This is a genomic window from Citrobacter sedlakii NBRC 105722, assembly GCF_000759835.1.
Classification (GTDB): Bacteria; Pseudomonadota; Gammaproteobacteria; order Enterobacterales; family Enterobacteriaceae; genus Citrobacter_A; species Citrobacter_A sedlakii.
Genome location: NZ_BBNB01000003.1, coordinates 135,430 through 155,950 on the forward strand (window position 1 = coordinate 135,430; position 20,521 = coordinate 155,950).

The 20,521-nt window shown below is 58.6% G+C and carries 24 protein-coding genes; 22 read left to right on the top strand and 2 right to left on the bottom strand.

Going from position 1 to position 20,521, the window contains the following annotated elements; all coding sequences use genetic code 11:
* The first annotated feature begins 71 nt into the window (after nucleotides 1–71).
* Nucleotides 72–629, top strand: a complete 558-nt coding sequence (locus CSE01S_RS08085) for a DcrB family lipoprotein (protein ID WP_042286564.1) — start codon at nucleotides 72–74, stop codon at nucleotides 627–629.
* Between the two features lie 4 nt (nucleotides 630–633).
* Here the strand turns inward: CSE01S_RS08085 and CSE01S_RS08090 are convergent, their stop codons facing one another.
* A complete protein-coding gene (locus CSE01S_RS08090; RefSeq protein ID WP_072014968.1) occupies nucleotides 634–1,893 on the bottom strand; it encodes an MFS transporter in 1,260 nt (419 codons plus the stop codon).
* 89 nt (nucleotides 1,894–1,982) lie between these two features.
* On the opposite strand from CSE01S_RS08090, the gene CSE01S_RS08095 reads away from it, so the two are divergent.
* From CSE01S_RS08095 to acpT, 20 genes are all read left to right on the top strand, one after another.
* Nucleotides 1,983–3,032 (top strand): AI-2E family transporter, encoded by a 1,050-nt coding sequence (locus CSE01S_RS08095; protein WP_042286945.1) that lies wholly within the window; start codon nucleotides 1,983–1,985, stop codon nucleotides 3,030–3,032.
* A gap of 376 nt (nucleotides 3,033–3,408) precedes the next feature.
* Nucleotides 3,409–3,786, top strand: coding sequence for a hypothetical protein (locus CSE01S_RS08100; RefSeq protein WP_131729044.1), 378 nt, complete (start codon nucleotides 3,409–3,411; stop codon nucleotides 3,784–3,786).
* 73 nt (nucleotides 3,787–3,859) lie between these two features.
* Nucleotides 3,860–4,921: a methyltransferase gene (locus tag CSE01S_RS08105; protein ID WP_042286572.1), complete on the top strand. Its 1,062-nt coding sequence runs from the start codon at nucleotides 3,860–3,862 to the stop codon at nucleotides 4,919–4,921.
* Nucleotides 4,922–4,975: 54 nt separating this feature from the next.
* Complete coding sequence (locus CSE01S_RS08110) at nucleotides 4,976–5,698, top strand: beta-ketoacyl synthase chain length factor (protein ID WP_042286575.1); 723 nt, start codon at nucleotides 4,976–4,978, stop codon at nucleotides 5,696–5,698.
* On the top strand, nucleotides 5,677–6,516 hold the full coding sequence (locus CSE01S_RS08115; protein WP_148365385.1) for a lysophospholipid acyltransferase family protein: 840 nt from the start codon (nucleotides 5,677–5,679) through the stop codon (nucleotides 6,514–6,516). Before CSE01S_RS08110 ends, CSE01S_RS08115 begins: the two co-directional genes overlap by 22 nt.
* Nucleotides 6,491–6,748, top strand: coding sequence for a phosphopantetheine-binding protein (locus CSE01S_RS08120; RefSeq protein ID WP_042286581.1), 258 nt, complete (start codon nucleotides 6,491–6,493; stop codon nucleotides 6,746–6,748). The genes CSE01S_RS08115 and CSE01S_RS08120 overlap by 26 nt, the downstream gene beginning before the upstream one ends.
* Before the next feature lie 11 nt (nucleotides 6,749–6,759).
* Complete coding sequence (locus CSE01S_RS08125; protein WP_042286585.1) at nucleotides 6,760–7,011, top strand: acyl carrier protein; 252 nt, start codon at nucleotides 6,760–6,762, stop codon at nucleotides 7,009–7,011.
* A gap of 5 nt (nucleotides 7,012–7,016) precedes the next feature.
* The gene (locus CSE01S_RS08130; RefSeq protein ID WP_042286588.1) at nucleotides 7,017–7,598 is read left to right on the top strand and encodes a COG4648 family protein; all 582 of its coding nucleotides are present in this window, start codon (nucleotides 7,017–7,019) and stop codon (nucleotides 7,596–7,598) included.
* Nucleotides 7,595–8,953, top strand: a complete 1,359-nt coding sequence (locus CSE01S_RS08135; protein WP_042286591.1) for a class I adenylate-forming enzyme family protein — start codon at nucleotides 7,595–7,597, stop codon at nucleotides 8,951–8,953. The genes CSE01S_RS08130 and CSE01S_RS08135 overlap by 4 nt, the downstream gene beginning before the upstream one ends.
* Nucleotides 8,940–9,293: an ApeI family dehydratase gene (locus CSE01S_RS08140; protein ID WP_042286593.1), complete on the top strand. Its 354-nt coding sequence runs from the start codon at nucleotides 8,940–8,942 to the stop codon at nucleotides 9,291–9,293. Before CSE01S_RS08135 ends, CSE01S_RS08140 begins: the two co-directional genes overlap by 14 nt.
* Entirely contained in the window at nucleotides 9,284–10,975 is a 1,692-nt protein-coding gene (locus tag CSE01S_RS08145; protein ID WP_042286597.1) for a glycosyltransferase family 2 protein, read from the top strand. Before CSE01S_RS08140 ends, CSE01S_RS08145 begins: the two co-directional genes overlap by 10 nt.
* 3 nt (nucleotides 10,976–10,978) lie before the next feature.
* Nucleotides 10,979–11,401 carry an acyl-CoA thioesterase gene (locus tag CSE01S_RS08150; protein WP_042286599.1) on the top strand — a complete coding sequence of 141 codons (423 nt, stop codon included), beginning with the start codon at nucleotides 10,979–10,981 and terminating at the stop codon, nucleotides 11,399–11,401.
* On the top strand, nucleotides 11,398–12,003 hold the full coding sequence (locus CSE01S_RS08155) for an outer membrane lipoprotein carrier protein LolA (protein ID WP_042286603.1): 606 nt from the start codon (nucleotides 11,398–11,400) through the stop codon (nucleotides 12,001–12,003). Before CSE01S_RS08150 ends, CSE01S_RS08155 begins: the two co-directional genes overlap by 4 nt.
* Nucleotides 11,972–14,290 (top strand): MMPL family transporter, encoded by a 2,319-nt coding sequence (locus tag CSE01S_RS08160; protein WP_042286605.1) that lies wholly within the window; start codon nucleotides 11,972–11,974, stop codon nucleotides 14,288–14,290. The genes CSE01S_RS08155 and CSE01S_RS08160 overlap by 32 nt, the downstream gene beginning before the upstream one ends.
* Nucleotides 14,287–14,862, top strand: coding sequence for a DUF3261 domain-containing protein (locus tag CSE01S_RS08165; RefSeq protein ID WP_042286608.1), 576 nt, complete (start codon nucleotides 14,287–14,289; stop codon nucleotides 14,860–14,862). Before CSE01S_RS08160 ends, CSE01S_RS08165 begins: the two co-directional genes overlap by 4 nt.
* Nucleotide 14,863: 1 nt before the next feature.
* On the top strand, nucleotides 14,864–16,033 hold the full coding sequence (locus tag CSE01S_RS08170; protein WP_042286611.1) for a beta-ketoacyl-[acyl-carrier-protein] synthase family protein: 1,170 nt from the start codon (nucleotides 14,864–14,866) through the stop codon (nucleotides 16,031–16,033).
* Nucleotides 16,030–16,506, top strand: a complete 477-nt coding sequence (locus tag CSE01S_RS08175; protein WP_042286614.1) for a hotdog family protein — start codon at nucleotides 16,030–16,032, stop codon at nucleotides 16,504–16,506. The genes CSE01S_RS08170 and CSE01S_RS08175 overlap by 4 nt, the downstream gene beginning before the upstream one ends.
* Nucleotides 16,503–17,234 (top strand): 3-ketoacyl-ACP reductase FabG2, encoded by a 732-nt coding sequence (locus tag CSE01S_RS08180; RefSeq protein ID WP_042286618.1) that lies wholly within the window; start codon nucleotides 16,503–16,505, stop codon nucleotides 17,232–17,234. The genes CSE01S_RS08175 and CSE01S_RS08180 overlap by 4 nt, the downstream gene beginning before the upstream one ends.
* A complete protein-coding gene (locus CSE01S_RS08185) occupies nucleotides 17,231–18,460 on the top strand; it encodes a beta-ketoacyl-ACP synthase (RefSeq protein WP_042286622.1) in 1,230 nt (409 codons plus the stop codon). The genes CSE01S_RS08180 and CSE01S_RS08185 overlap by 4 nt, the downstream gene beginning before the upstream one ends.
* 1 nt (nucleotide 18,461) lies before the next feature.
* Nucleotides 18,462–19,046: a 4'-phosphopantetheinyl transferase AcpT gene (acpT, locus tag CSE01S_RS08190; protein ID WP_042286624.1), complete on the top strand. Its 585-nt coding sequence runs from the start codon at nucleotides 18,462–18,464 to the stop codon at nucleotides 19,044–19,046.
* Here acpT and CSE01S_RS08195 read toward each other — a convergent pair.
* Nucleotides 19,043–19,549, bottom strand: coding sequence for a phenolic acid decarboxylase (locus tag CSE01S_RS08195; protein ID WP_042286629.1), 507 nt, complete (start codon nucleotides 19,547–19,549; stop codon nucleotides 19,043–19,045). The two genes, acpT and CSE01S_RS08195, sit on opposite strands and share 4 nt — an antisense overlap.
* Nucleotides 19,550–19,648: 99 nt before the next feature.
* Between CSE01S_RS08195 and CSE01S_RS08200 the strand changes: the two genes are divergently transcribed.
* The gene (locus CSE01S_RS08200) at nucleotides 19,649–20,509 is read left to right on the top strand and encodes a LysR family transcriptional regulator (RefSeq protein WP_042286632.1); all 861 of its coding nucleotides are present in this window, start codon (nucleotides 19,649–19,651) and stop codon (nucleotides 20,507–20,509) included.
* Nucleotides 20,510–20,521: the final 12 nt, after the last annotated feature.

Sequence of the window (20,521 nt, forward strand, 5' to 3'; positions counted from 1 at the left end):
GGTTCGTTTTCCGAGTTGTGTTAAGATGAACCCATGAGCCGTTATGGCCGTTTATCGAAAGGAAGAAGTCAATGCGCAATCTGGTTAAATATGTCGGGATTGGCCTGCTGGTGATGGGGCTGGCGGCCTGTGATAATAGTGAGACGAAAGCGCCTGCAGACGGTGCGGCGGCAGAAAGCCAGGCCACCGGTCAGCCTATTACGTTGCTCGACGGTAAACTCAGTTTCTCCCTGCCCGCGGATATGACCGATCAAAGCGGTAAGCTGGGCACCCAAGCGAATAACATGCACGTTTACTCGGATTCAACCGGACAGAAAGCGGTGATTGTGATTGTTGGTGACAACACCAGCGAAGACCTGGCGGTGCTGGCGAAACGTCTGGAAGATCAACAGCGCGCCCGTGACCCGCAGTTGCAGGTGGTGACCAACAAATCCATCGAGCTGAAAGGCCACACGCTGCAGCAGTTAGACAGCATTATCTCCGCAAAAGGCCAGACGGCGTATTCCTCTGTCCTGTTGGGTAACGTCGATGACCAATTGCTGACTCTGCAAATCACGCTGCCTGCGGACGATCAGCAGAAAGCACAAACCACAGCCGAGAACATCATCAATACGCTGGTTATCCAGTAACGTTCTACGCGGATGAAGCGGCCTCCTCAGACTCCTGCGGAGGCCGTTTTTTTAACCGCCACGTCAGCAACAGCGCAATGACCACCAGTCCCGCCGCCGCAAGGTAGATCACCGGGACACCCGCCCAGCTCATCACCAGCCCCGCCAGCGGTCCCGTCACCCCAAGCGACAAATCCATAAAGACCGTATATGTCGCCAGCGCCGCCCCCTGATTCTGCTGCGGCACCGCCTTCACCGCCACCACGCCCAGCGCCGGGAACACCAGTGAGAAACCCATTCCCGCCAGCAGCACGCCGACTTTCGCCATCCACGGCATCACCGCCACGCCGACCAGCAACAGACCGACGATTTCGACGCTAAAGCAGATCATCGCCACGTTCAGCCCGCCCAGGCGGTTAATGCCGTTGGGAAACAGCAGCCGCGTCCCGACAAAAGCGCAGCTGAATAAGGTCAGCGCAAAGGCCGCGCCGTCCCAGCCTTTGGCGTCATAAAACAGAGTGATGAACGTGGCGATCACCCCGAATCCGGCGGATGCCAGCGCCAGCGCCATGCCGTACAGCCAGACGCGTCCAAGTACCGCGCGAAACGGCAGCGGTTTACCTTTGTTCGCTTTTACCGCCGGGCGCGGAATCGCCAGTAATACCGCCAGTAGCGCAACGCCCATGATGATCATCGCCAGTCCCTGCAGGCCGCCCCAGGCGTAAAACAGTACGCCAAGCGGCGCGCCCATCGCCATCGCGCCATACGTGACGATGCCGTTCCACGAAATCACCCGGCCAATATGCAGCGAACCGACAACGCCCACGCCCCACAGCGTCGATCCCGTACCGGCGAAGCTCTGCCCAATGCCCAGAATCACACGCCCCAGACACAGCAGCAGCAGACTGGCAACCGGCCACGGGCTGACGCTTGCGGCCAGAAAATAGCCCGCTCCGCTTAAAAAACAGCCGCACAGACCAAAAACGACGATTTTTTTCGGCCCGAGTAAATCGGCGTAGCGACCGGCATGAGGGCGGCTGAGCAAGGTAGCGAAATATTGCAGGCTGATAACCAGTCCCGCCCAGAACGCGCTAAATCCCATGACATCATGGACATAGCCGGGAAGTACCGCCAGCGGCAGGCCAATAGTGAGGTAGCTGGCAAAGTTAAACATGACAACAGAGACAATGCGCAGATTGAGGCGCAATCCAGTAAGCGCCGGGTCAGCGACAGGTTCGGGCATGGGGATCACCACGTTTTTACCACAGTGTTTCCCTTCTACCATGCAACGGCGGGAAAATCAGCATGAAGATTAGGATTATCGGCAGCAAGCCAGACGCTACACTTAATGAAAATCATAAACAGGACGTAACCATGACAACCCCCCAGCCCGACAAAACGGGCATGCATATTTTGCTCAAACTGGCTTCGCTGGTGGTGATCCTCGCCGGGATCCACGCTGCCGCCGATATTATTGTGCAACTGTTACTGGCGCTCTTTTTCGCTATCGTCCTTAACCCGCTGGTCACCTGGTTCGTGCGTCGCGGCATCAAGCGACCCGTGGCGATTACCATTGTGGTGGTGGTGATGCTTATTGCCCTCACCGCGCTCATTGGCGTGCTCGCCGCGTCGATCAATGAATTTATCGCCATGCTGCCGAGCTACAATAAAGAGTTAACGCGCAAATTATTGTATCTGCAGGATATGATGCCTTTTCTCAATCTGCATATGTCGCCAGAGCGAATGCTACAGCGGATGGATTCGGAAAAACTCATGGCCTTCACGACCACCCTGATGACCGGGCTTTCCGGCGCGATGGCCAGCGTCGTGCTGCTGGTCATGACCGTGGTTTTTATGCTGTTTGAAGTCCGCCATGTACCTTACAAAATGCGTTTTGCCCTGAATAACCCTCAAATTCACATCGCGGGTCTGCACCGGGCATTGAAAGGAGTATCACACTATCTGGCGCTGAAAACGCTGCTTAGCCTGTGGACCGGGGTGATTATCTGGTTGGGTCTGGCGCTCATGGATATTCAGTTTGCATTGATGTGGGGCGTGCTGGCGTTTCTGCTGAACTACGTGCCCAATATTGGCTCGGTGATCTCCGCCGTTCCTCCTATGATTCAGGCCCTGCTGTTTAATGGCCTCTATGAATGTTTCCTCGTCGGGGCGCTGTTTCTGGTGGTGCATATGGTGCTTGGCAACATGGTGGAGCCGCGCATGATGGGGCACCGTCTTGGCATGTCGACGCTGGTGGTCTTTCTCTCATTGCTCATCTGGGGTTGGCTGCTCGGCCCGGTAGGAATGCTGCTCTCCGTACCGCTGACCAGCGTGTGTAAAATCTGGATGGAAACCACCAAAGGCGGCAGTAAACTGGCAATACTGCTTGGGCCGGGCCGTCCCAAAAATCGATTACCCGGCTAACGACGTTACCTACCAACCAGGGTAGTTTTATTCCCGGACGGGTGAACGTATTATAAGGTGCGCTTTTTGTTATCATCATGTTTCATTTAGCGCGCCGATGATCATAAAAAATAAAATAAATACTCTGCGTCAATGATTTTAAGGCAAATCAATTCACTACGAAATTTCATTTAAGTAAGCGTTAATTGACTGATCTCATGCAGTACCGCAGGATATTTCCCCGCCTGCATCGCATAATAATTACAGATTTTTCGTGACAATCCGCGAAAGTCATCATTTAAAATAAGCGGTATTATTGTTGCGTAAACCAATAAAGAAATGTGTTCGACGTTAATATAAATAGTTATTTTGATAGGGAGTTTTCATGAAACAATACATTAAGTGGTTTGCGGCGATTGCCGTTGTGGGCGCCCTGGCAGGCTGCGCGCGTACTGCGCCAATCGATCAGGTTCACTCAACCGTGAGCGCAGGCCACACGCAGGATCAGGTTAAAAACGCGATCCTGAAAGCGGGCATCCAGCGTAAATGGATCATGAACGAAGCGGGTCCGGGCGTGATCAAAGCGCGCCAGCAGTCTCGCGACCACGTGGCGGAAGTACGAATCACCTATACCGCGACCAGCTACGATATCAAATACGACAGCAGCCTCAATCTGCAGGCGTCTGGCGGCAAAATTCATAAAAACTACAACCGCTGGGTACGTAACCTGGATAAAGACATTCAGCTGAATCTGTCTGCCGGCGCGGGTCTGTAATTCAAAAAAATTCAATTCGGGCCGTTTTGGCCCGATAACCTTATCATTACCCTTTTAACAGGTTGTGCTCGCCATGTACGAACAGGACTCTCTCAGCGCACTGGATGCGATTACTGAAGCGCAGCGTATCGCCTTCGCCCCGATGCTATTTCAAACCGCGCTGTGTCTGCGAAATACTGGCGTGCTGGCCTGGCTTGATAGCCAGCGAAAAAATGGGGCGACCCTTGCCGAGATAACCGAAAATAGCCAGATAAATGAATATGCGGCCAGCGTACTGCTGGATATGGGATTAAGCGGACGTATTCTTACCTATAAAGAGGGACGGTATTATCTGGGAAAAATCGGACATTTCCTTTTGCACGACACCATGACCCGCGTAAATATGGATTTCACGCAGGACGTCTGTTATCAGGGGCTGTTCTTTTTAGAGAACGCACTGAAAGAGGGGAAACCGTCAGGATTAAAAGTTTTTGGCGACTGGCCAACGATTTATCCGGCGTTATCCCAATTGCCGCCATCGGCGCGTGAAAGCTGGTTCGCCTTCGATCACTACTACTCAGACGGGGCATTTGACGCGGCGCTGCCGCTGATATTCGCCAGCCGACCTGCAACCCTGTACGATGTAGGTGGAAATACGGGTAAATGGGCGATCCGCTGCTGCCGCTACGACGACAATATCGCGGTAACCCTATTAGATTTGCCACAACAAATTGCACTTGCCCGCGAAAATATCGAAAATGCAGGATTATCTCATCGCATCGACTTTCATGCGGTAGATATGCTTGGCGATGCGCCTTTACCTACAGAGGCCGATATCTGGTGGATGAGTCAATTTCTGGACTGCTTCTCACCCGAACAAATTGTCGCCCTGCTCAGCAACGTTGCACGCGTCATGAAACCCGGTGCAAGGCTGTGCGTTATGGAGCTGTTCTGGGATGCACAGCGCTTTGAAGCCGCTTCATTCAGTCTGAATGCGTCTTCGCTCTATTTTACCTGCATGGCGAACGGCAACAGCCGCTTCTACAGCGCAGAAAAATTTTATGGCTATCTGGACATGGCAGGGTTCCAGGTAGAAGCACGCCACGACAATTTAGGCGTTGGGCATACCTTACTGATATGCCAAAAGAAAAAATAACAAAGTAGCGTCACCACGCTACAGGAATCACCGGTTTACCGCGGACGCGCGTTGATGAAATTCTCTTTAAACATGACCGACTGGCGGGCGATGGCGCCAGGGCTCAGCGAAGCTAATCAGTGGCTGCAATGGTCACGGCATTCGCACGCCATCGATCCGGGCGCGGCGCAAGGCAAGTTAAGCGAGCTGCCGATGATGACCGCTCGCCGCCTCAGCTCCGGCAGCAAACTCGCCGTAGAGTGCGGACTGACGATGCTGCGCCGTCACGCTATCGACGCGGTGCTGTATACCAGTCGTCACGGCGAACTGGAGCGCAATTACCGCATTCTGCACGCACTGGCGAACGAACAGGCGCTTTCACCGACCGACTTCGCCCTGTCGGTGCATAACTCCGCCGTCGGCAATCTGACTATCGCGGCCAAACAGCCTGTCGTCTCTTCCTCGCTCTCAGCGGGTCGTGACACTTTCCAGCAGGGTCTGTGTGAAGTGATTTGCCTTTTGCAGGCGGGTTACCAACGGATATTGCTGGTCGATTTCGACGGATTTCTCCCCGAATTTTACCATCCGCACCTGGCGGAAAACATGCCGACCTGGCCCTACGCGGTCGCGCTGGTATGCGAAGCAGGCGATGACTGGCACTGCCAGACCCGTCCGGCCCTTGCGGGCGCGGAGACAACACTTCCGCAAAGCCTGCTGTTTTTACAGCACTTTTTACAAGACGCCAACGCCTTTACGATCCCCGGAGAGCGCATGCAATGGCACTGGAGCCGCGCATGAACGGCGTTTTTACCTCTCTGAACCGGCTATGGCGCATCGCTATGACCGGCTTCTGCTTCGCCCTCTTTGGCCTCGGCGGCCTGCTGCTTTCTGTCGTCTGGTTTAACGTTCTGTTAGTTTTCGTGTGGGATAATTCCCGGCGTCGCCGCATTGCCAGGCGCAGCATTTCCGCCAGCTTCCGTCTCTTTTTAACGGTGACGCGGGTGCTTGGCGTGCTGGACTATCGCATGGAAGGGGTGGACATTTTGCGTCAGGAACGCGGATGTCTGGTGGTCGCTAATCACCCCACGCTCATTGATTACGTGCTGCTGGCCTCCGTGATGCCCGAAACGGACTGTCTGGTTAAAAGCGCGCTGCTGACGAACCCTTTCCTTAGCGGCGTCGTGCGTGCCGCCGACTATCTGGTTAACAGCCAGGCGGACGCGCTGTTGCCCGCCAGCCAGCAGCGGCTGGCGCAGGGCGACACCATTTTGATCTTCCCCGAAGGGACCCGCACAAAACCCGGTGAAACCATGACGCTACAGCGCGGCGCCGCCAATATCGCCGTGCGCTGTCACAGCGATTTACGGGTCGTGACGATCCACTGTAGCGAGCGGATGCTCGATAAAGAGAGTAAATGGTATCAGGTTCCGCCCTGCAAACCGCTGTTCACCATTGAGGTGCGAGAGCGCGTGAAGATCAACCAGTTTTATGACGCAGACTCACAAGAACCGGCGCTGGCGGCAAGACAGCTAAACCGGCATCTTTTACTTAAATTACAACCAGGTACGTTACCTCTCTCAGGAATTAATGATGCAAGCGCTTTATCAGGAAATTAAACATCTCATCATCACCACGCTGAATCTGGACGAGCTGTCGGCAGACGACATCGACACCGAAGCGGCGCTGTTTGGCGACGGCCTGGGGCTGGATTCAATCGATGCTCTGGAGCTGGGGCTGGCGGTTAAAAATCAGTACGGCGTGGTGCTCTCTGCGGAAAGTGAAGAAATGCGCCAGCACTTCTTCTCCGTCGCCACGCTGGCGTCCTTCATTCACGCGCAACGTGCCTGAGGAGAACCGTGATGACCGAACAACAAGCCATTTACGACGAAGTCTCCGCGCTGCTGGTCAAACTGTTTGAAATTGACCCGGAGGATATCAAGCCTGAGGCGCGACTGTACGAAGATCTGGAACTGGACAGCATCGACGCCGTCGACATGATTGTGCACCTGCAGAAAAAAACCGGTAAGAAAATCAAGCCGGAAGAATTCAAAGCGGTGCGCACCGTGCAGGATGTCGTTGACGCCGTAGAACGTCTGCTGAAAGAAGCGTAATCGCCATGTCGGGCGCACGCGCGCTGCCTGGCGTCAAGCTGCTGACGGGCATGTTATTGCTCGCCTGGCCGTTTCTTATCTGGTTTGGGCTGGCGCATAACAGCCTGCGTTGGTTACTTCCGCTGATGGCGCTGCTGCTGTTTCTGCGCTTTCGCCAGACCCGGCGACAGGCGGGTCCCCTGCGCGTAGTGACCCAGGTGGTTGCCGTGGCCGGGATCGCCCTGTGCGTCGGCAGCGCCCTGCTGAAAACCCATCAGCTGCTGCTTTTTTATCCGGTGGTGGTGAACAGCGTCATGCTCGCGGTGTTTGGCGGTTCGCTGTGGACGTCAATGCCGCTTGTCGAACGGCTGGCAAGACTGCGCGACCCGCAGTTGCCAGACGCTGCGGTACGCTATACCCGCCGGGTGACGCAAATCTGGTGCGTCTTTTTCATTCTTAACGGCAGCATCGCGCTCTTTACCGCGATTTATGGCGATATGACGCTATGGACGGCCTGGAACGGCATGATTGCCTATCTGCTGATGGGCGCGCTGATGGCGGGCGAATGGCTGGTTCGCCGTCAGATGATTAAACGAGATCCCCGATGAAGCAAACCCTGACGCTTGCCGAGTGGCTCACCGCGCCGCGTCCCGCACAAACGCCGATTGCCTGGCAGGACGACTTTACCTGGTCGCTGGGCCATCTGCGCCACGACGTCGCCCACCTGATAGCGCAGTTGCGCCAACAGCCGGGCGCTCGCTGGGCGCTGTGCTTTGAAAACAGCTATCTGTTTATCGTCGCGTTACTCGCCACCCTGCATGCGGGCAAAACGCCGGTCATTCCCGGACATAGCCGCGTTTCATTGCTCGACGAGCAGCGTGCCTTGTTTGACGGCGTACTGAGCGACAAAACCCTTGGCTGGCAAGGCACGCTACGGGTTGTCAGCACCGCGAAAACCCTTCGCGACGAGGCTTTCACCTTCCCGTCCGTCCCTGAAGACGCTTACGTGGAACTGTTTACCTCTGGCTCTACCGGCCAGCCGAAGCGCATCGTGAAGCCCATCGCTTGTCTTGACCGCGAAGCCGGGCTGCTGGCGGCGCGTTTCGCTGAAAGGCTGGCGGGCTGTCGCATCGTGGCCTCCGTTGTGCCGCAGCATCTGTACGGCCTGACGTTCCGCATCTTCCTGCCGATGGCCCTTAGCCTGCCGCTACATGCGGCCATGCTCTGGTACGCCGAGCAGCTTGCGGCGCTGGACCATCAACATCGTTACGCGTTTATCAGCAGTCCGGCGTTTTTAAAGCGCCTCGATGCCCAGCTTACGCCGCCGCCGGTGACGATGCTCCTCTCCGCGGGCGGCATGCTGCCCTGGCGGGACGTCACCCAAACTGCCGCCTGGCTCAACGTCTGGCCGGATGAAATTTACGGCAGTACCGAAACCGGCATCCTCGCCTGGCGCTACCGCCAGCAGGATGATGTCAGTTGGTTGCCCTTTCCTGGTATACGGTTTATGCCAGAAGCCGAAGGATATCGCGTATTTTCGCCGCTGATCGCCGACGATAAAGGATTAACGCTCGACGACATTCTGCAGTTCGAGGCGAACGGGCAGTTCCGGCTGATGGGACGCCGGGGCCGGGTGGTTAAAATCGAAGAAAAACGGATATCTCTCAGCGAAGTCGAACAACGCCTGCTGTCGCTGGAAGGCGTCCGCGAAGCCGCCGCATTGGCCCTGAACCGTGGCGGTCGCCAGGGCGTGGGCGTGCTACTGGTGCTGGAGGACGAGGCCCGCGCGCGCTGGCAGCGCAGCGGCAAAGCGCAGGAACTTAACTGGCGACGCGCCTTGCTGCCGTGGCTGGAGCCGGTTGCCGTCCCTCGTTACTGGCGGGTGATCGACGAGATCCCGGTCAACAGTATGAATAAGCGTGTCTATGCGCAACTACAGGAGTTATTTCATGAAACCCCATGAAATTGAGCGCCATCAGGCACAGCCGCACCAGATTGAGATCGTACTGCATCTCGACCCGTCCCTGTTCTGGTTTCGCGGTCATTTTGCCGTGCAGCCGCTGCTGCCCGGCGTGGCGCAGATGGACTGGGTGATGCACTACGCCACTACCCTGCTCGCCCCCGGCTGGCGCTTTCACAGCATACAAAACGTCAAATTCCAGGCGCCGCTGCTGCCTGACAGCACCGTCACGCTCACGTTGAACTGGCAGGAAGCGCGCCAGATCCTGGCGTTCAGCTATCAGCGTCACGACGGTGAAGCCCGTCATACCGCCAGCAGCGGGAAGATCCGGTTATGTCGTTGACCTTCTCCCCGTGCGTACTGATCCCCTGCTATAACCACGGCGCGATGATGGCGCAGGTGCTGGCGCGCCTGGAACCGTTCGGCCTGCCCTGCATCGTCGTGGATGACGGCAGCGACATGGCTACCCGGCAGGAGCTGGATCGGCTGGCGGCACAAACCACCAACCTGACCTTGCTTCGCCTGGCGGAAAACGCCGGCAAGGGCGCGGCGGTGATCCGCGGATTGCAGGCGGCGGCGCAGGCAGGGTTTACCCACGCCGTGCAGGTAGACGCCGACGGCCAGCACGCCATAGAGGATATCCCCAAACTGCTCGAACGGGCGCAGACGCATCCGGACGCGCTGATTTCCGGGCAGCCTGTCTATGATGACTCTGTTCCCCGTTCGCGCCTGTACGGACGCTGGGTGACCCACGTCTGGGTGTGGATAGAAACCCTGTCGCTGCAACTGAAAGACAGCATGTGCGGCTTTCGCGTTTATCCGATCGCGCCCACGCTGAAGCTGGCCCAGCGCGTGACGCTCGGTCAGCGGATGGACTTCGACACCGAAGTCATGGTGCGCCTCTACTGGCAGGGTAACACCAGCTATTTTGTGCCGACCCGGGTGACCTACCCGGCAGACGGCCTGTCGCACTTCGACGCGCTGAAAGACAACTGCCGCATTTCGCTGATGCACACCCGGCTGTTCTTCGGCATGCTGCCGCGCATACCGTCGCTGCTGTTTCGCCGCCCATCCTCGCACTGGGCGCGTCAGGACGAAGTGAAAGGACTTTGGGGCATGCGTCTGATGCTGCTGGTCTGGCGGTTGTTGGGACGCAGGGCGTTTTCACTGCTGCTGTACCCGGTGATCGGCGTGTACTGGCTGACCGCCTCCCGCGCCCGACGCGCATCGCAAGACTGGATCGCCCGCGTACGCGAGCAGCTCACCGCGCGCCAGCAACCGGTACCGCGCACTCTGAACAGCTACCAGCACTTCCTGCGCTTTGGTCATGCGATGCTCGACAAAATCGCCAGCTGGCGCGGTGAACTGCATTTGGGTCGCGACGTGGTGTTCGCCCCTGGCGCGGAGGCGGCGCTTAACGTTGACGACCCACGCGGCAAGCTGCTGCTGGCGTCGCATCTTGGCGATGTTGAAGCCTGTCGGGCGCTGGCGCAGCGTCAGGGCAGCAAAACTATCAATGCGCTGGTGTTCAGCGATAACGCCCAGCGCTTTAAACAGATCATGCAGGAGATGGCGCCGCAGGCCGGGCTAAACCTGATGCCGGTGACCGACATCGGCCCGGACACCGCCATTGCGCTTAAAGAGAAGCTGGAACGCGGCGAATGGATTGCCATCGTTGGCGACCGCATCGCGGTAAACCCGCAACGCGGCGGCGACTGGCGCGTCTGTTGGAGTGACTTTATGGGGCAGCCCGCGCCGTTTCCGCAGGGGCCATTTATTCTGGCGTCAATACTCCGCTGCCCGGTCGATCTCATCTTTGCCCTGCACGAACAGAATACGCTGCGCGTGTACTGTGAGCCGTTCGCCGATCCGCTGGTCCTGCCGCGTGGCGATCGCCAGCGCGCTTTGCAGCATGCCATCGACCGCTACGCCGAACGCCTTGAGCATTACGCGCGCCAGTCGCCGCTCGACTGGTTTAATTTTTACGATTTCTGGCATCTGCCGGATGCCAAAAACAAGGAGTAAAGGGTGCTTAACGATCCCCGTTTTACGGCTGAAGTCGAGCTGACGATTCCGTTTCACGACGTCGATATGATGGGCGTGGCGTGGCACGGCAACTATTTCCGCTACTTTGAAATCGCCCGCGAAGCGCTGCTCAACCAGTTTGACTATGGCTACCGCCAGATGAAAGCCTCCGGCTATCTGTGGCCGGTGGTCGATACCCGCGTGAAGTACCGCAATCCGCTGACCTTCGAGCAGCGCATTCGCGTGCGCGCGCGTCTGGAGGAATTCGAAAACCGACTGCGTATCGGCTATGAAATTTTTGACGCCGAAACCGGTAAGCGCGCCACCACCGGTTACACCATTCAGGTAGCGGTAGAAGAAAAAAGCCGTGAAATGTGCTTCGTCAGCCCGGATATCCTGTTTGAACGCATGGGGGTGACACCATGAGATTTTTGCCCCTGCTGGCCTTGCTCGTCAGCCCGTTCGTCAGCGCCCTGACGCTCGATGATTTACAGCAGCGCTTTACCGGGCAGCCGGTCGTACGCGCCCATTTTGATCAGACCCGCACGATAAAAGATCTGCCGCAGCCGCTGCGATCCCAGGGCCAGATGTTGATCGCCCGCGACCAGGGGTTGCTGTGGGATCAAACCGCGCCGTTCCCGATGCAGCTTCTGCTTGACGACAAACGGATGGTGCAGACCATCAACGGTCAGCCGCCGCAGACCATCACCGCCGACAATAATCCGCAGATGTTCCAGTTCAACCATCTGCTGCGCGCGCTGTTCAGAGCCGACCGCAAAGTGCTGGAGCAAAACTTCCGCGTTGACTTTACCGATGCAGGCGAAGGCCGCTGGTCGCTGCGCCTCACTCCAATCACCACGCCGCTGGATAAAATTTTCGCCACTATCGATCTCGCCGGAAATGCGTATCTGGAGCGAATTACGCTAAACGACAAACAGGGCGACCGCACGGACATTACGCTCTCCCAACACCAACTGACGCCCACACAACTGACCGATGACGAACGCCAACGCTTTGCCGCCCAGTAAACGCCCCGCGCTGTTATGGGGTTTTGCCTGCCTGCTGATGCTGGGCGTCTTGCTCACGTTGCTGCCCCAGGCGCGGCTGAACAGCAGCGTGCTGGCGATGCTGCCGAAACAGGCGCTGGGGACGATTCCGCCGACCCTGAACGACGGCTTTCTGCAGCGTCTGGACCGCCAGTTGGTCTGGCTGGTCAGCCCCGGCAAACAGGCCGACCCGCAGGTGGCGCAGGCGTGGCTGACGCTGCTTAAACAATCGCAGGCGCTGGCGGAGGTGAAAGGCCCGATGGACGCCGACAGCCAGCAGGCGTGGGGCGCGTTCTTCTGGCAGCACCGCAACGGCCTTGTGGATCCCGACACCCGCGCGCGCCTGCAAAACGGCGGCGAGGCGCAGGCGCAGTGGATCCTGTCTCAACTCTATTCCGCATTTTCCGGCGTGAGCGGTAAAGAGCTGCAAAACGATCCGCTGATGTTGATGCGCGGTTCGCAACTGGCGATGGCGAAAAACGGTCAACGCCTGCGGCTGATGGACGGCTGGCTGGTGGCGCAAGACGCGCAGGGGAATTACTGGTACCTGCTGCACGGTGAACTGGCTGGCTCCTCGTTTGACATGCAACAGACGCACCGGCTGGTGACCACACTCAACGCGCTGGAAAGCGACCTGAAAGCACGCTATCCGCAGGCGCAGCTGCTGTCGCGGGGAACCGCGTTCTACAGCGACTATGCCAGCCAACAGGCGAAGCAGGATGTTTCGACGCTCGGCGTGGCGACGGTGCTGGGCGTGCTGCTGCTGATTGTCACGGTGTTCCGCTCCTTGCGTCCGCTGCTGCTGTGCGTGATCTCCATCAGTATCGGCGCGCTGGCGGGCAGTGTGGTCACCCTGCTTCTCTTTGGCGAACTGCACCTGATGACGCTGGTGATGAGCATGAGCATCATCGGCATTTCCGCCGACTACACGCTCTATTATCTGACCGAACGTATGGTACATGGCGCAGACGCTACGCCGTGGCAAAGCCTCGGCAAAGTGCGCAACGCCCTGCTGCTGGCGCTGCTGACCACTGTGGCGGCGTATTTGATCATGATGCTCGCGCCGTTCCCCGGCATACGCCAGATGGCCGTCTTCGCCGCCGTGGGGCTTTCCGCCTCATGCCTGACGGTGATCTTCTGGCATCCGTGGCTGTGCCGCGGTTTGCCGGTGCGACCGGTACCGGCGATGGTACTGATGCTGCGCTGGCTTGCCGCCTGGCGCCGTAACAAGGCGCTTTCCGTGGGGCTCCCGCTGGCGCTCGCCGTCTTCTCGCTGGCCGGACTGGCAACCCTGCGCGTCGATGATGACATTTCGCAGTTGCAGGCGCTGCCGCAGACCCTTCTGGCGCAGGAAAAAGCAATTACCGCGCTGACAGGCCAGAGCGTCGACCAGAAGTGGTTTGTGGTTTACGGTGACTCCGCCCAGCAGACGCTGGAGCGGCTGGAAGCCTTCCTGCCCGCGCTGGAACAGGCTAAAAAAGAAGGACTGATTGACCACTACCGCAGCATTCCGCTCAATTCGCTGGCGCGCCAGCAGCAGGATCTCGACTTGCTGAAAAACGCCGCGCCTGCCGTTACCCGAAGCCTGAACCACGCCGGACTGGCGACGGTTACGCCGGACCTTAACGCCATGCCGGTGACGGTGGACGCCTGGCTTGCCAGTCCGGCAAGCGAAGGCTGGCGCCTTTTGTGGCTGACGCTGAAGGACGGCGAAAGCGGCGTGCTGGTGCCGGTTGAAGGGGTCAGACAGAGCGCAGCGCTGAACGCTCTCGGCGAGCGGTATTCCGGCGTGGCGTGGGTGAATCGGAAAAGCGCCTTTGATGCGCTGTTCGCGCTATATCGCCACATACTGAGCGGTCTGCTGTTTGTCGCGCTGGCGGTAATCGCCTGCGGCGCGATAGCCCGGCTCGGCTGGCGAAAAGGACTTATCAGCCTGGTGCCCTCGGTACTCTCGCTCGGCTGCGCCCTGGCGGTGCTGTCGCTGAGCGGCCATGCGGTCAATCTGTTTTCCCTGCTGGCGCTGGCGCTGGTGCTGGGCATTGGCATTAACTACACCCTGTTTTTCAGTAATCCGCGCGGTACGCCGTTGACCTCGCTGCTGGCGATAACGCTGGCGATGCTGACCACGCTATTGACGCTTGGCATGCTGGTGTTTAGCGCCACCCAGGCAATAAGCAGTTTTGGCATTGTGCTGGTGAGCGGTATTTTCACCGCATTCCTGCTTTCGCCGCTGGCGATGCCGTCGAAAAGAGAGAAGAAAAAACGATGATAAAACGTATTTTTGCCATGTGGCTTGGCGTGCTCATTCTGACCGGCTGTAGCCACTCCCCCAAGGAGCAGGAAGGCCGTCCGCAGGCGTGGCTGGAACCCGGCGTGCGGGTCACGCTGCCTGCGCCGGGCATCTCTCCGGCGGTAAATTCCCAGCAGTTGCTTACCGGCAGCTTTGACGGCAAAACCCAGTCGCTGCTGGTGATGCTCAACGCCGACAATAAAAAAATTACCCTTGCAGGCTTGTCGTCCGTCGGCATTCGGCTGTTTCTGGTCACCTACGATGAAAAAGGACTGCATACCGAGCAGTCCATCGTGGTACCGCAGTTGCCGCCAGCCAGCCAGGTGTTGGCGGACGTGATGCTGAGCCACTGGCCTGTCAGCGCCTGGCAGCCACAGTTACCGGAAGGCTGGACGTTAACAGACACTGGCGACAAGCGTGAACTGCGCAACGCGCGCGGCAGGCTGGTCACTGAAATCAGCTACCTGAACCGTAACGGGAAGCGCGAGCCGATCGGCATTGAACAGCACGTCTTTAAATACCACATCACCATTCAATATTTAGGTGGCTGAGATGATCTACATTTCCGCGGTCGGCACGATCAATGCGCTGGGCAACGATAACGACGCGATCGCCGCGAACCTGACACGCGGCGTGGCGCCCGGCATGCGGTCGCACGCGGGCTGGCTGCAGGGTTATCCCGACGCGGTACTGGCAGGCGTCGACGGTGAACTGCCAGCGATTCCAAACGCGTTTCACGCCCACCGTTCGCGCAACAATCAACTGTTGCTGGCGGCGCTGGCGCAAATTCAGCCGCAGGTGGACGACGCCATCGCGCGTTATGGCCGGGATCGGATTGCCGTGGTGCTCGGCACCAGCACCTCGGGGCTGGATGAAGGCGATGCTCACGTCAATCTGACGCTGAATGGCCAGCAAAGCACCGCATGGCAGTACCCGCAGCAGGAACTGGGTGACCCGTCGCGCTTTCTCAGTCACTGGCTGGCGCTGGACGGCCCGGCCTTTACCCTTTCTACGGCCTGCTCCTCCAGCGCCCGCGCCATCATCAGCGGGCGCCGGTTAATCGAGGCGGGCCTGGCGGACGTGGCGATTGTTGGCGGGGCGGATACGCTCAGCCGGATGCCGGTCAACGGCTTTCACAGCCTCGAGTCGCTCTCGCCGACGCGGTGCCAGCCGTTTGCCCGCGATCGCAGCGGTATCACCATCGGCGAAGGGGCGGCACTGATGCTGCTCACCCGCGAGCCGCAGTCCATCGCGCTGCTGGGCGTCGGCGAATCCAGCGACGCGCACCATATTTCCGCCCCACATCCGGAAGGCGAAGGGGCGATCCGCGCGATTCAGCAAGCGCTGAACGACGCGGGCATCGCTGCGGACCAGGTGGGCTATATCAATCTGCACGGCACCGCCACGCCGCTTAATGACAAAATTGAATCGAAAGTGGTAAACATGCTGTTTGGCGAACGCGTCCCCTGCAGTTCCACAAAACACCTGACCGGGCATACGCTGGGGGCGGCGGGCATCACCGAGGCCGCCCTGAGTATGTTGATTTTGCAGCGCAACCTTCCGCTGCCCCCTCAGGACTTTAGCGCATCGCCGCACGACCCGGCGCTGCCAGTCTGCGGCATCATTACGCAGCCGCAGCCGCTGGAGCGGCCGGTCATTCTTTCCAATTCCTTCGCCTTTGGCGGCAATAACGCCAGTATTCTGCTCGGGAGGATTTCATGAGCCCTTATTTATCACCCGGCGAATACCTGCCGCACGACGCGCCGATGCTGCTGCTTGAGCAGGTCGATAGCGTGACCGACGAGACCGCCATCTGCCGCGTGACGGTTGCGCCCGACGGCGTGCTGGCGCCGTTTCTCGATCCAATGGGCTATCTCCCCGGCTGGTACGCCCTGGAACTGATGGCGCAAACCGTCGGCGTGTGGTCTGGCTGGCATCGCCATCAGCAGGGACAGGGCGCGATTTCGTTGGGCATGGTGCTCGGCGCGCGGGAACTCATCTGCGCGGCGGGGAGGCTTCCCGCCGGTAAGACGTTGATCATTGACGTCAAATTGCTGATGCAGGACGAACGCTTCGGCAGCTTTGAGTGCGTTATCTCGGCGGATGACGAGACGCTGGCAACCGGGCGCGTCAACACCTTCCAGCCAACGGCTGATGAACTTAACACCCTATTTCAACAAGGAGCGTCTGTATGAGTCGTTCAGTTTTAGTGACCGGCGCCAGCAAAGGTATCGGTCGTGCTATCGCCCGGAAGCTGGCGGCAGACGGCTTTGTGGTCGGCGTGCATTATCACCGCGACGCGCAAGGCGCGCAGGCGACGCTGGAAGCGATCCTCGCCGTTGGCGGCGCGGGCCGTCTGCTCAGCTTTGACGTGGCTAACCGCGAGCAGTGCCGGGAGGTGCTGGAGCAGGATATCGCCGCCCACGGCCCCTGGTACGGCGTGGTGAGCAACGCAGGTATCACCCGTGACGCCGCGTTTCCGGCACTCAGCGATAACGACTGGGATGCGGTGATCCACACCAATCTCGACAGTTTTTATAACGTTATCCAGCCCTGCATCATGCCAATGATCGGCGCACGCCAGGGCGGACGCATCATCACCCTGTCGTCGGTATCCGGCGTGATGGGCAACCGCGGGCAGGTCAACTACAGCGCCGCCAAAGCGGGGATCATCGGCGCGACCAAAGCGCTGGCGATTGAGCTGGCGAAGCGCAAAATTACCGTCAACTGTATCGCGCCCGGGCTGATTGATACCGGGATGATCGACATGGAAGACGCCGCGCTGAAAGAGGCGATGGCGATGATCCCCATGAAACGCATGGGGCAGGCGGACGAAGTGGCCGGGCTGGCCAGTTATTTAATGTCGGATATTGCGGGTTACGTCACCCGCCAGGTGATTTCCATCAATGGAGGGATGCTATGACACGTCGCGTGGTGATTACAGGGATGGGCGGCGTGACCGCTTTTGGTGAAAGCTGGCAGGCTGTCTCCGCGCGGCTACTGGCCTATGAAAACGCGGTGCGAAAAATGCCGGAATGGCAAGTGTATGACGGGCTGCATACGCTGCTGGGCGCGCCGATCGACGACTTCAGCCTGCCGGAGCACTACACCCGCAAGCGCATCCGCGCAATGGGCCGCGTGTCGCTGATGTCCACCCGCGCCAGCGAACTGGCGCTGGAGCAGGCCGGACTGATTGGCGATGAGGTATTAACCAACGGCCAGACCGGCATCGCCTACGGTTCATCCACCGGCAGCACCGGCCCGGTAAGCGAATTCGCCACCATGCTGACCGAAAAGCACACCAATAACATTACCGGCACCACCTACGTGCAGATGATGCCGCACACCACCGCGGTGAACACCGGACTGTTTTTCGGTCTGCGCGGGCGGGTGATCCCGACCTCCAGCGCCTGCACCTCCGGCAGTCAGGCCATCGGCTACGCCTGGGAGGCCATTCGCCACGGTTATCAGACAGTGATGGTTGCAGGCGGCGCGGAAGAACTCTGTCCGTCGGAAGCCGCGGTTTTCGATACCCTGTTCGCCACCAGCCAGCGCAACGACGCGCCAAAAACCACGCCTTCGCCATTCGATGAAGCGCGTGACGGACTGGTGATTGGCGAAGGCGCCGGGACGCTCATTCTTGAAGAACTGGAACACGCGAAAGCGCGCGGCGCAACGATCTACGGTGAAATTGTCGGCTTCGCCACCAACTGCGACGCGGCGCATATCACCCAGCCGCAGCGGGAAACAATGCAAATCTGCATGGAGCAGGCGTTAAACATGGCAGGCTTAAGCCCGCGGGACATGGGTTATATTTCCGCGCACGGCACGGCCACCGACCGTGGCGACATCGCGGAAAGCCAGGCAACGGCGGCGATCTACGGCGACAACGTGCCGGTCTCCTCGCTGAAAAGCTACTTCGGTCATACGCTCGGCGCCTGCGGCGCGCTGGAAGCCTGGATGAGTCTGCAAATGATGCGCGAGGGCTGGTTTGCGCCTACGCTAAATTTACGTCAACCGGACGCCAGCTGCGGCGCACTGGATTACATCATGGGTGAAGCCCGTAAGATTGACTGCGAATACTTACAGAGCAACAATTTTGCGTTTGGCGGCATCAATACCTCCATCATCATTAAACGTTGGTCGTGATATGTACCAGATTTTGCTGGGAAAAGTATCGACACTGAGCACAGGCGTTTTGCCGCCGGCGTTAACAGAGCAGGCGCCTCAGGGAGCGCGCCGCGCGCGCTGGCTGGCGGGTCGCGTACTGCTTTCCCATGCCCTTTCGCCGCTGCCGGAGATCGTCTACGGCGAACAGGGAAAGCCCGCCTTTGCCCCGCAACACGCGCTGTGGTTCAACCTGAGCCATAGCGGCGATGATATTGCGCTACTGCTGAGTGATGAAGGGGAAGTGGGATGCGACATCGAAGCCATCCGCCCGCGAACCAACTGGCGTGAACTGGCAAATGCGGTTTTCAGCGTCGGGGAGCACGCTGAAATTGAAGCAGAACATCCGGACCAGCAGTTGGCTGCTTTCTGGCGTATCTGGACGCGCAAAGAAGCGATGGTGAAACAGCGCGGCGGCAGCGCCTGGCAAATCGTTAGCGTCGACAGCACGCTGGCCTCCGCGCTTTCCGTCAGCCATTGCCAGATCAACAACTTAAGCCTCGCCGTCTGCACGCCGACGCCGTATACGCTGAGTGCGGCGTCGGTGCAATGGCTGGAGACGGTTTAGCGTAAGTTATCCGGGAAATTCGCCGGCAGCTCGCTCGCCGCACAGTCGATCACGCTGTCATTGTCAGCGCCGCAGTCGCGGACAAAAGTGATGGTCGCAAACTCGTCAATCACTTCCGTTGGATACGCCGGGCCCGCTTCGCGATACGACTCCATCAGCGGGATATGCTCGTTCTGGAAGCAAACCGTTTTTTCGGGGTTATTCATTACCCAACGCGGGAAGAAAATGGTGCCGTGGAACAGTTTGTCGCCGAGGTTGACGATCAGGCTGACGTCAGTCCCGGTCGGCTCGGTCCACGAAATTTTATAGATGCTTTCCCCGACACGCACAATGTAAGCCTTCTGATCTTTCACCCAACGGTTTGCGACGATACCGCTGTGGATCCGGTAGTCCAGGGTAGTGTCATTTTTGACGTAAATTTCGTAGTTCCAGCCATTATCGTAGGTATAAACCAGATGTTTGCCAACGAAGCCGCTTAAATCTTGTTTGTCGAAAGTGCTCATAATCTTTCTCCTGTTGGTTGATGCGAAGATCATAACGCTTCAAAAAATCGATGAATAACGCTATGTTTGCATCACATTCATTCAATTTTTAGATGAGTTATGCACAAAACGACGCTGGAACAGTGGGCATTGTTAGAAAAGGTGGTGGAGGCAGGCAGCTTTGTCAAAGCGGCGGAAGTCACTCACCGCAGCCAGTCATCGGTGAGCTATAACCTCGCGCTGCTCCAGGAGCGCCTCGGGGTGACGCTGCTGGCGCCGGAAGGCCGCCGGGCGGTATTAACGCCAGCGGGTGAACTGCTGCTCAATCAGGTGAAGCCGTTACTGAAGGGGTTCACCTGGCTGGAAACCCGCGCCGCGACGTTACAAAACGGTATGCGCACGCGGCTGGATTTGGTGGTCGAGAGCATTTTTCCTCGCCGCCGTCTGTTTGCCATTCTCAAACAGTTTCAACAGGCGTGGCCGCAAACCCAGGTACGCCTCACGGAAGTGCTGGAAAACAGCCCCGAACAGCAGGCGGCGTATGCCGATGCTGACGTCATGGTGCTCACCCGCCGACAGGATATCACCGGGCGCGGCGAGTGGCTGATGAACATTGATTTCATCGCTGTCGCCCATCGCGATCATCCGCTGTGCGCGCAGACGATACCGCTGGATGAAGACGCGCTGCGCGCCTGGCCGCTTATTCGCATTGCCGACCGGGATAATCCGCAGCAGCCTGGCCGCGATGGCTGGACCTTTTCCACCGTCGACGCAGCCATTGACGCGGTGATGTATCAGGTCGGCTATGGCTGGCTACCGGAGGAACGGATTGAACCTTTGCTGGAACAGGGCGTACTGCGCAGGCTGCCCTTGACGCATGGCGCCCGTCGCGCCACGCCGCTGCATCTTATTGTCAAAAATACCCTCGCCCCGCTCGATGATCAGGTCAGCACTCTGCTGCGGTTATTAAGCGAGAGATAACATATGATTTTC

Bases quoted from the DNA above. Each gene is read 5' to 3' on its own strand.
- CSE01S_RS08085 (WP_042286564.1), top strand. From the start codon at position 72: ATGCGCAATCTGGTTAAATATGTCGGGATTGGCCTGCTGGTGATGGGG.
- CSE01S_RS08090 (WP_072014968.1), bottom strand. From the start codon at position 1,893: ATGGTAGAAGGGAAACACTGTGGTAAAAACGTGGTGATCCCCATGCCC.
- CSE01S_RS08095 (WP_042286945.1), top strand. From the start codon at position 1,983: ATGACAACCCCCCAGCCCGACAAAACGGGCATGCATATTTTGCTCAAA.
- CSE01S_RS08105 (WP_042286572.1), top strand. From the start codon at position 3,860: ATGTACGAACAGGACTCTCTCAGCGCACTGGATGCGATTACTGAAGCG.
- CSE01S_RS08110 (WP_042286575.1), top strand. From the start codon at position 4,976: ATGAAATTCTCTTTAAACATGACCGACTGGCGGGCGATGGCGCCAGGG.
- CSE01S_RS08115 (WP_148365385.1), top strand. From the start codon at position 5,677: ATGGCACTGGAGCCGCGCATGAACGGCGTTTTTACCTCTCTGAACCGG.
- CSE01S_RS08120 (WP_042286581.1), top strand. From the start codon at position 6,491: ATGCAAGCGCTTTATCAGGAAATTAAACATCTCATCATCACCACGCTG.
- CSE01S_RS08125 (WP_042286585.1), top strand. From the start codon at position 6,760: ATGACCGAACAACAAGCCATTTACGACGAAGTCTCCGCGCTGCTGGTC.
- CSE01S_RS08130 (WP_042286588.1), top strand. From the start codon at position 7,017: ATGTCGGGCGCACGCGCGCTGCCTGGCGTCAAGCTGCTGACGGGCATG.
- CSE01S_RS08135 (WP_042286591.1), top strand. From the start codon at position 7,595: ATGAAGCAAACCCTGACGCTTGCCGAGTGGCTCACCGCGCCGCGTCCC.
- CSE01S_RS08140 (WP_042286593.1), top strand. From the start codon at position 8,940: ATGAAACCCCATGAAATTGAGCGCCATCAGGCACAGCCGCACCAGATT.
- CSE01S_RS08145 (WP_042286597.1), top strand. From the start codon at position 9,284: ATGTCGTTGACCTTCTCCCCGTGCGTACTGATCCCCTGCTATAACCAC.
- CSE01S_RS08155 (WP_042286603.1), top strand. From the start codon at position 11,398: ATGAGATTTTTGCCCCTGCTGGCCTTGCTCGTCAGCCCGTTCGTCAGC.
- CSE01S_RS08160 (WP_042286605.1), top strand. From the start codon at position 11,972: ATGACGAACGCCAACGCTTTGCCGCCCAGTAAACGCCCCGCGCTGTTA.
- CSE01S_RS08165 (WP_042286608.1), top strand. From the start codon at position 14,287: ATGATAAAACGTATTTTTGCCATGTGGCTTGGCGTGCTCATTCTGACC.
- CSE01S_RS08170 (WP_042286611.1), top strand. From the start codon at position 14,864: ATGATCTACATTTCCGCGGTCGGCACGATCAATGCGCTGGGCAACGAT.
- CSE01S_RS08175 (WP_042286614.1), top strand. From the start codon at position 16,030: ATGAGCCCTTATTTATCACCCGGCGAATACCTGCCGCACGACGCGCCG.
- CSE01S_RS08180 (WP_042286618.1), top strand. From the start codon at position 16,503: ATGAGTCGTTCAGTTTTAGTGACCGGCGCCAGCAAAGGTATCGGTCGT.
- CSE01S_RS08185 (WP_042286622.1), top strand. From the start codon at position 17,231: ATGACACGTCGCGTGGTGATTACAGGGATGGGCGGCGTGACCGCTTTT.
- acpT (WP_042286624.1), top strand. From the start codon at position 18,462: ATGTACCAGATTTTGCTGGGAAAAGTATCGACACTGAGCACAGGCGTT.
- CSE01S_RS08195 (WP_042286629.1), bottom strand. From the start codon at position 19,549: ATGAGCACTTTCGACAAACAAGATTTAAGCGGCTTCGTTGGCAAACAT.
- CSE01S_RS08200 (WP_042286632.1), top strand. From the start codon at position 19,649: ATGCACAAAACGACGCTGGAACAGTGGGCATTGTTAGAAAAGGTGGTG.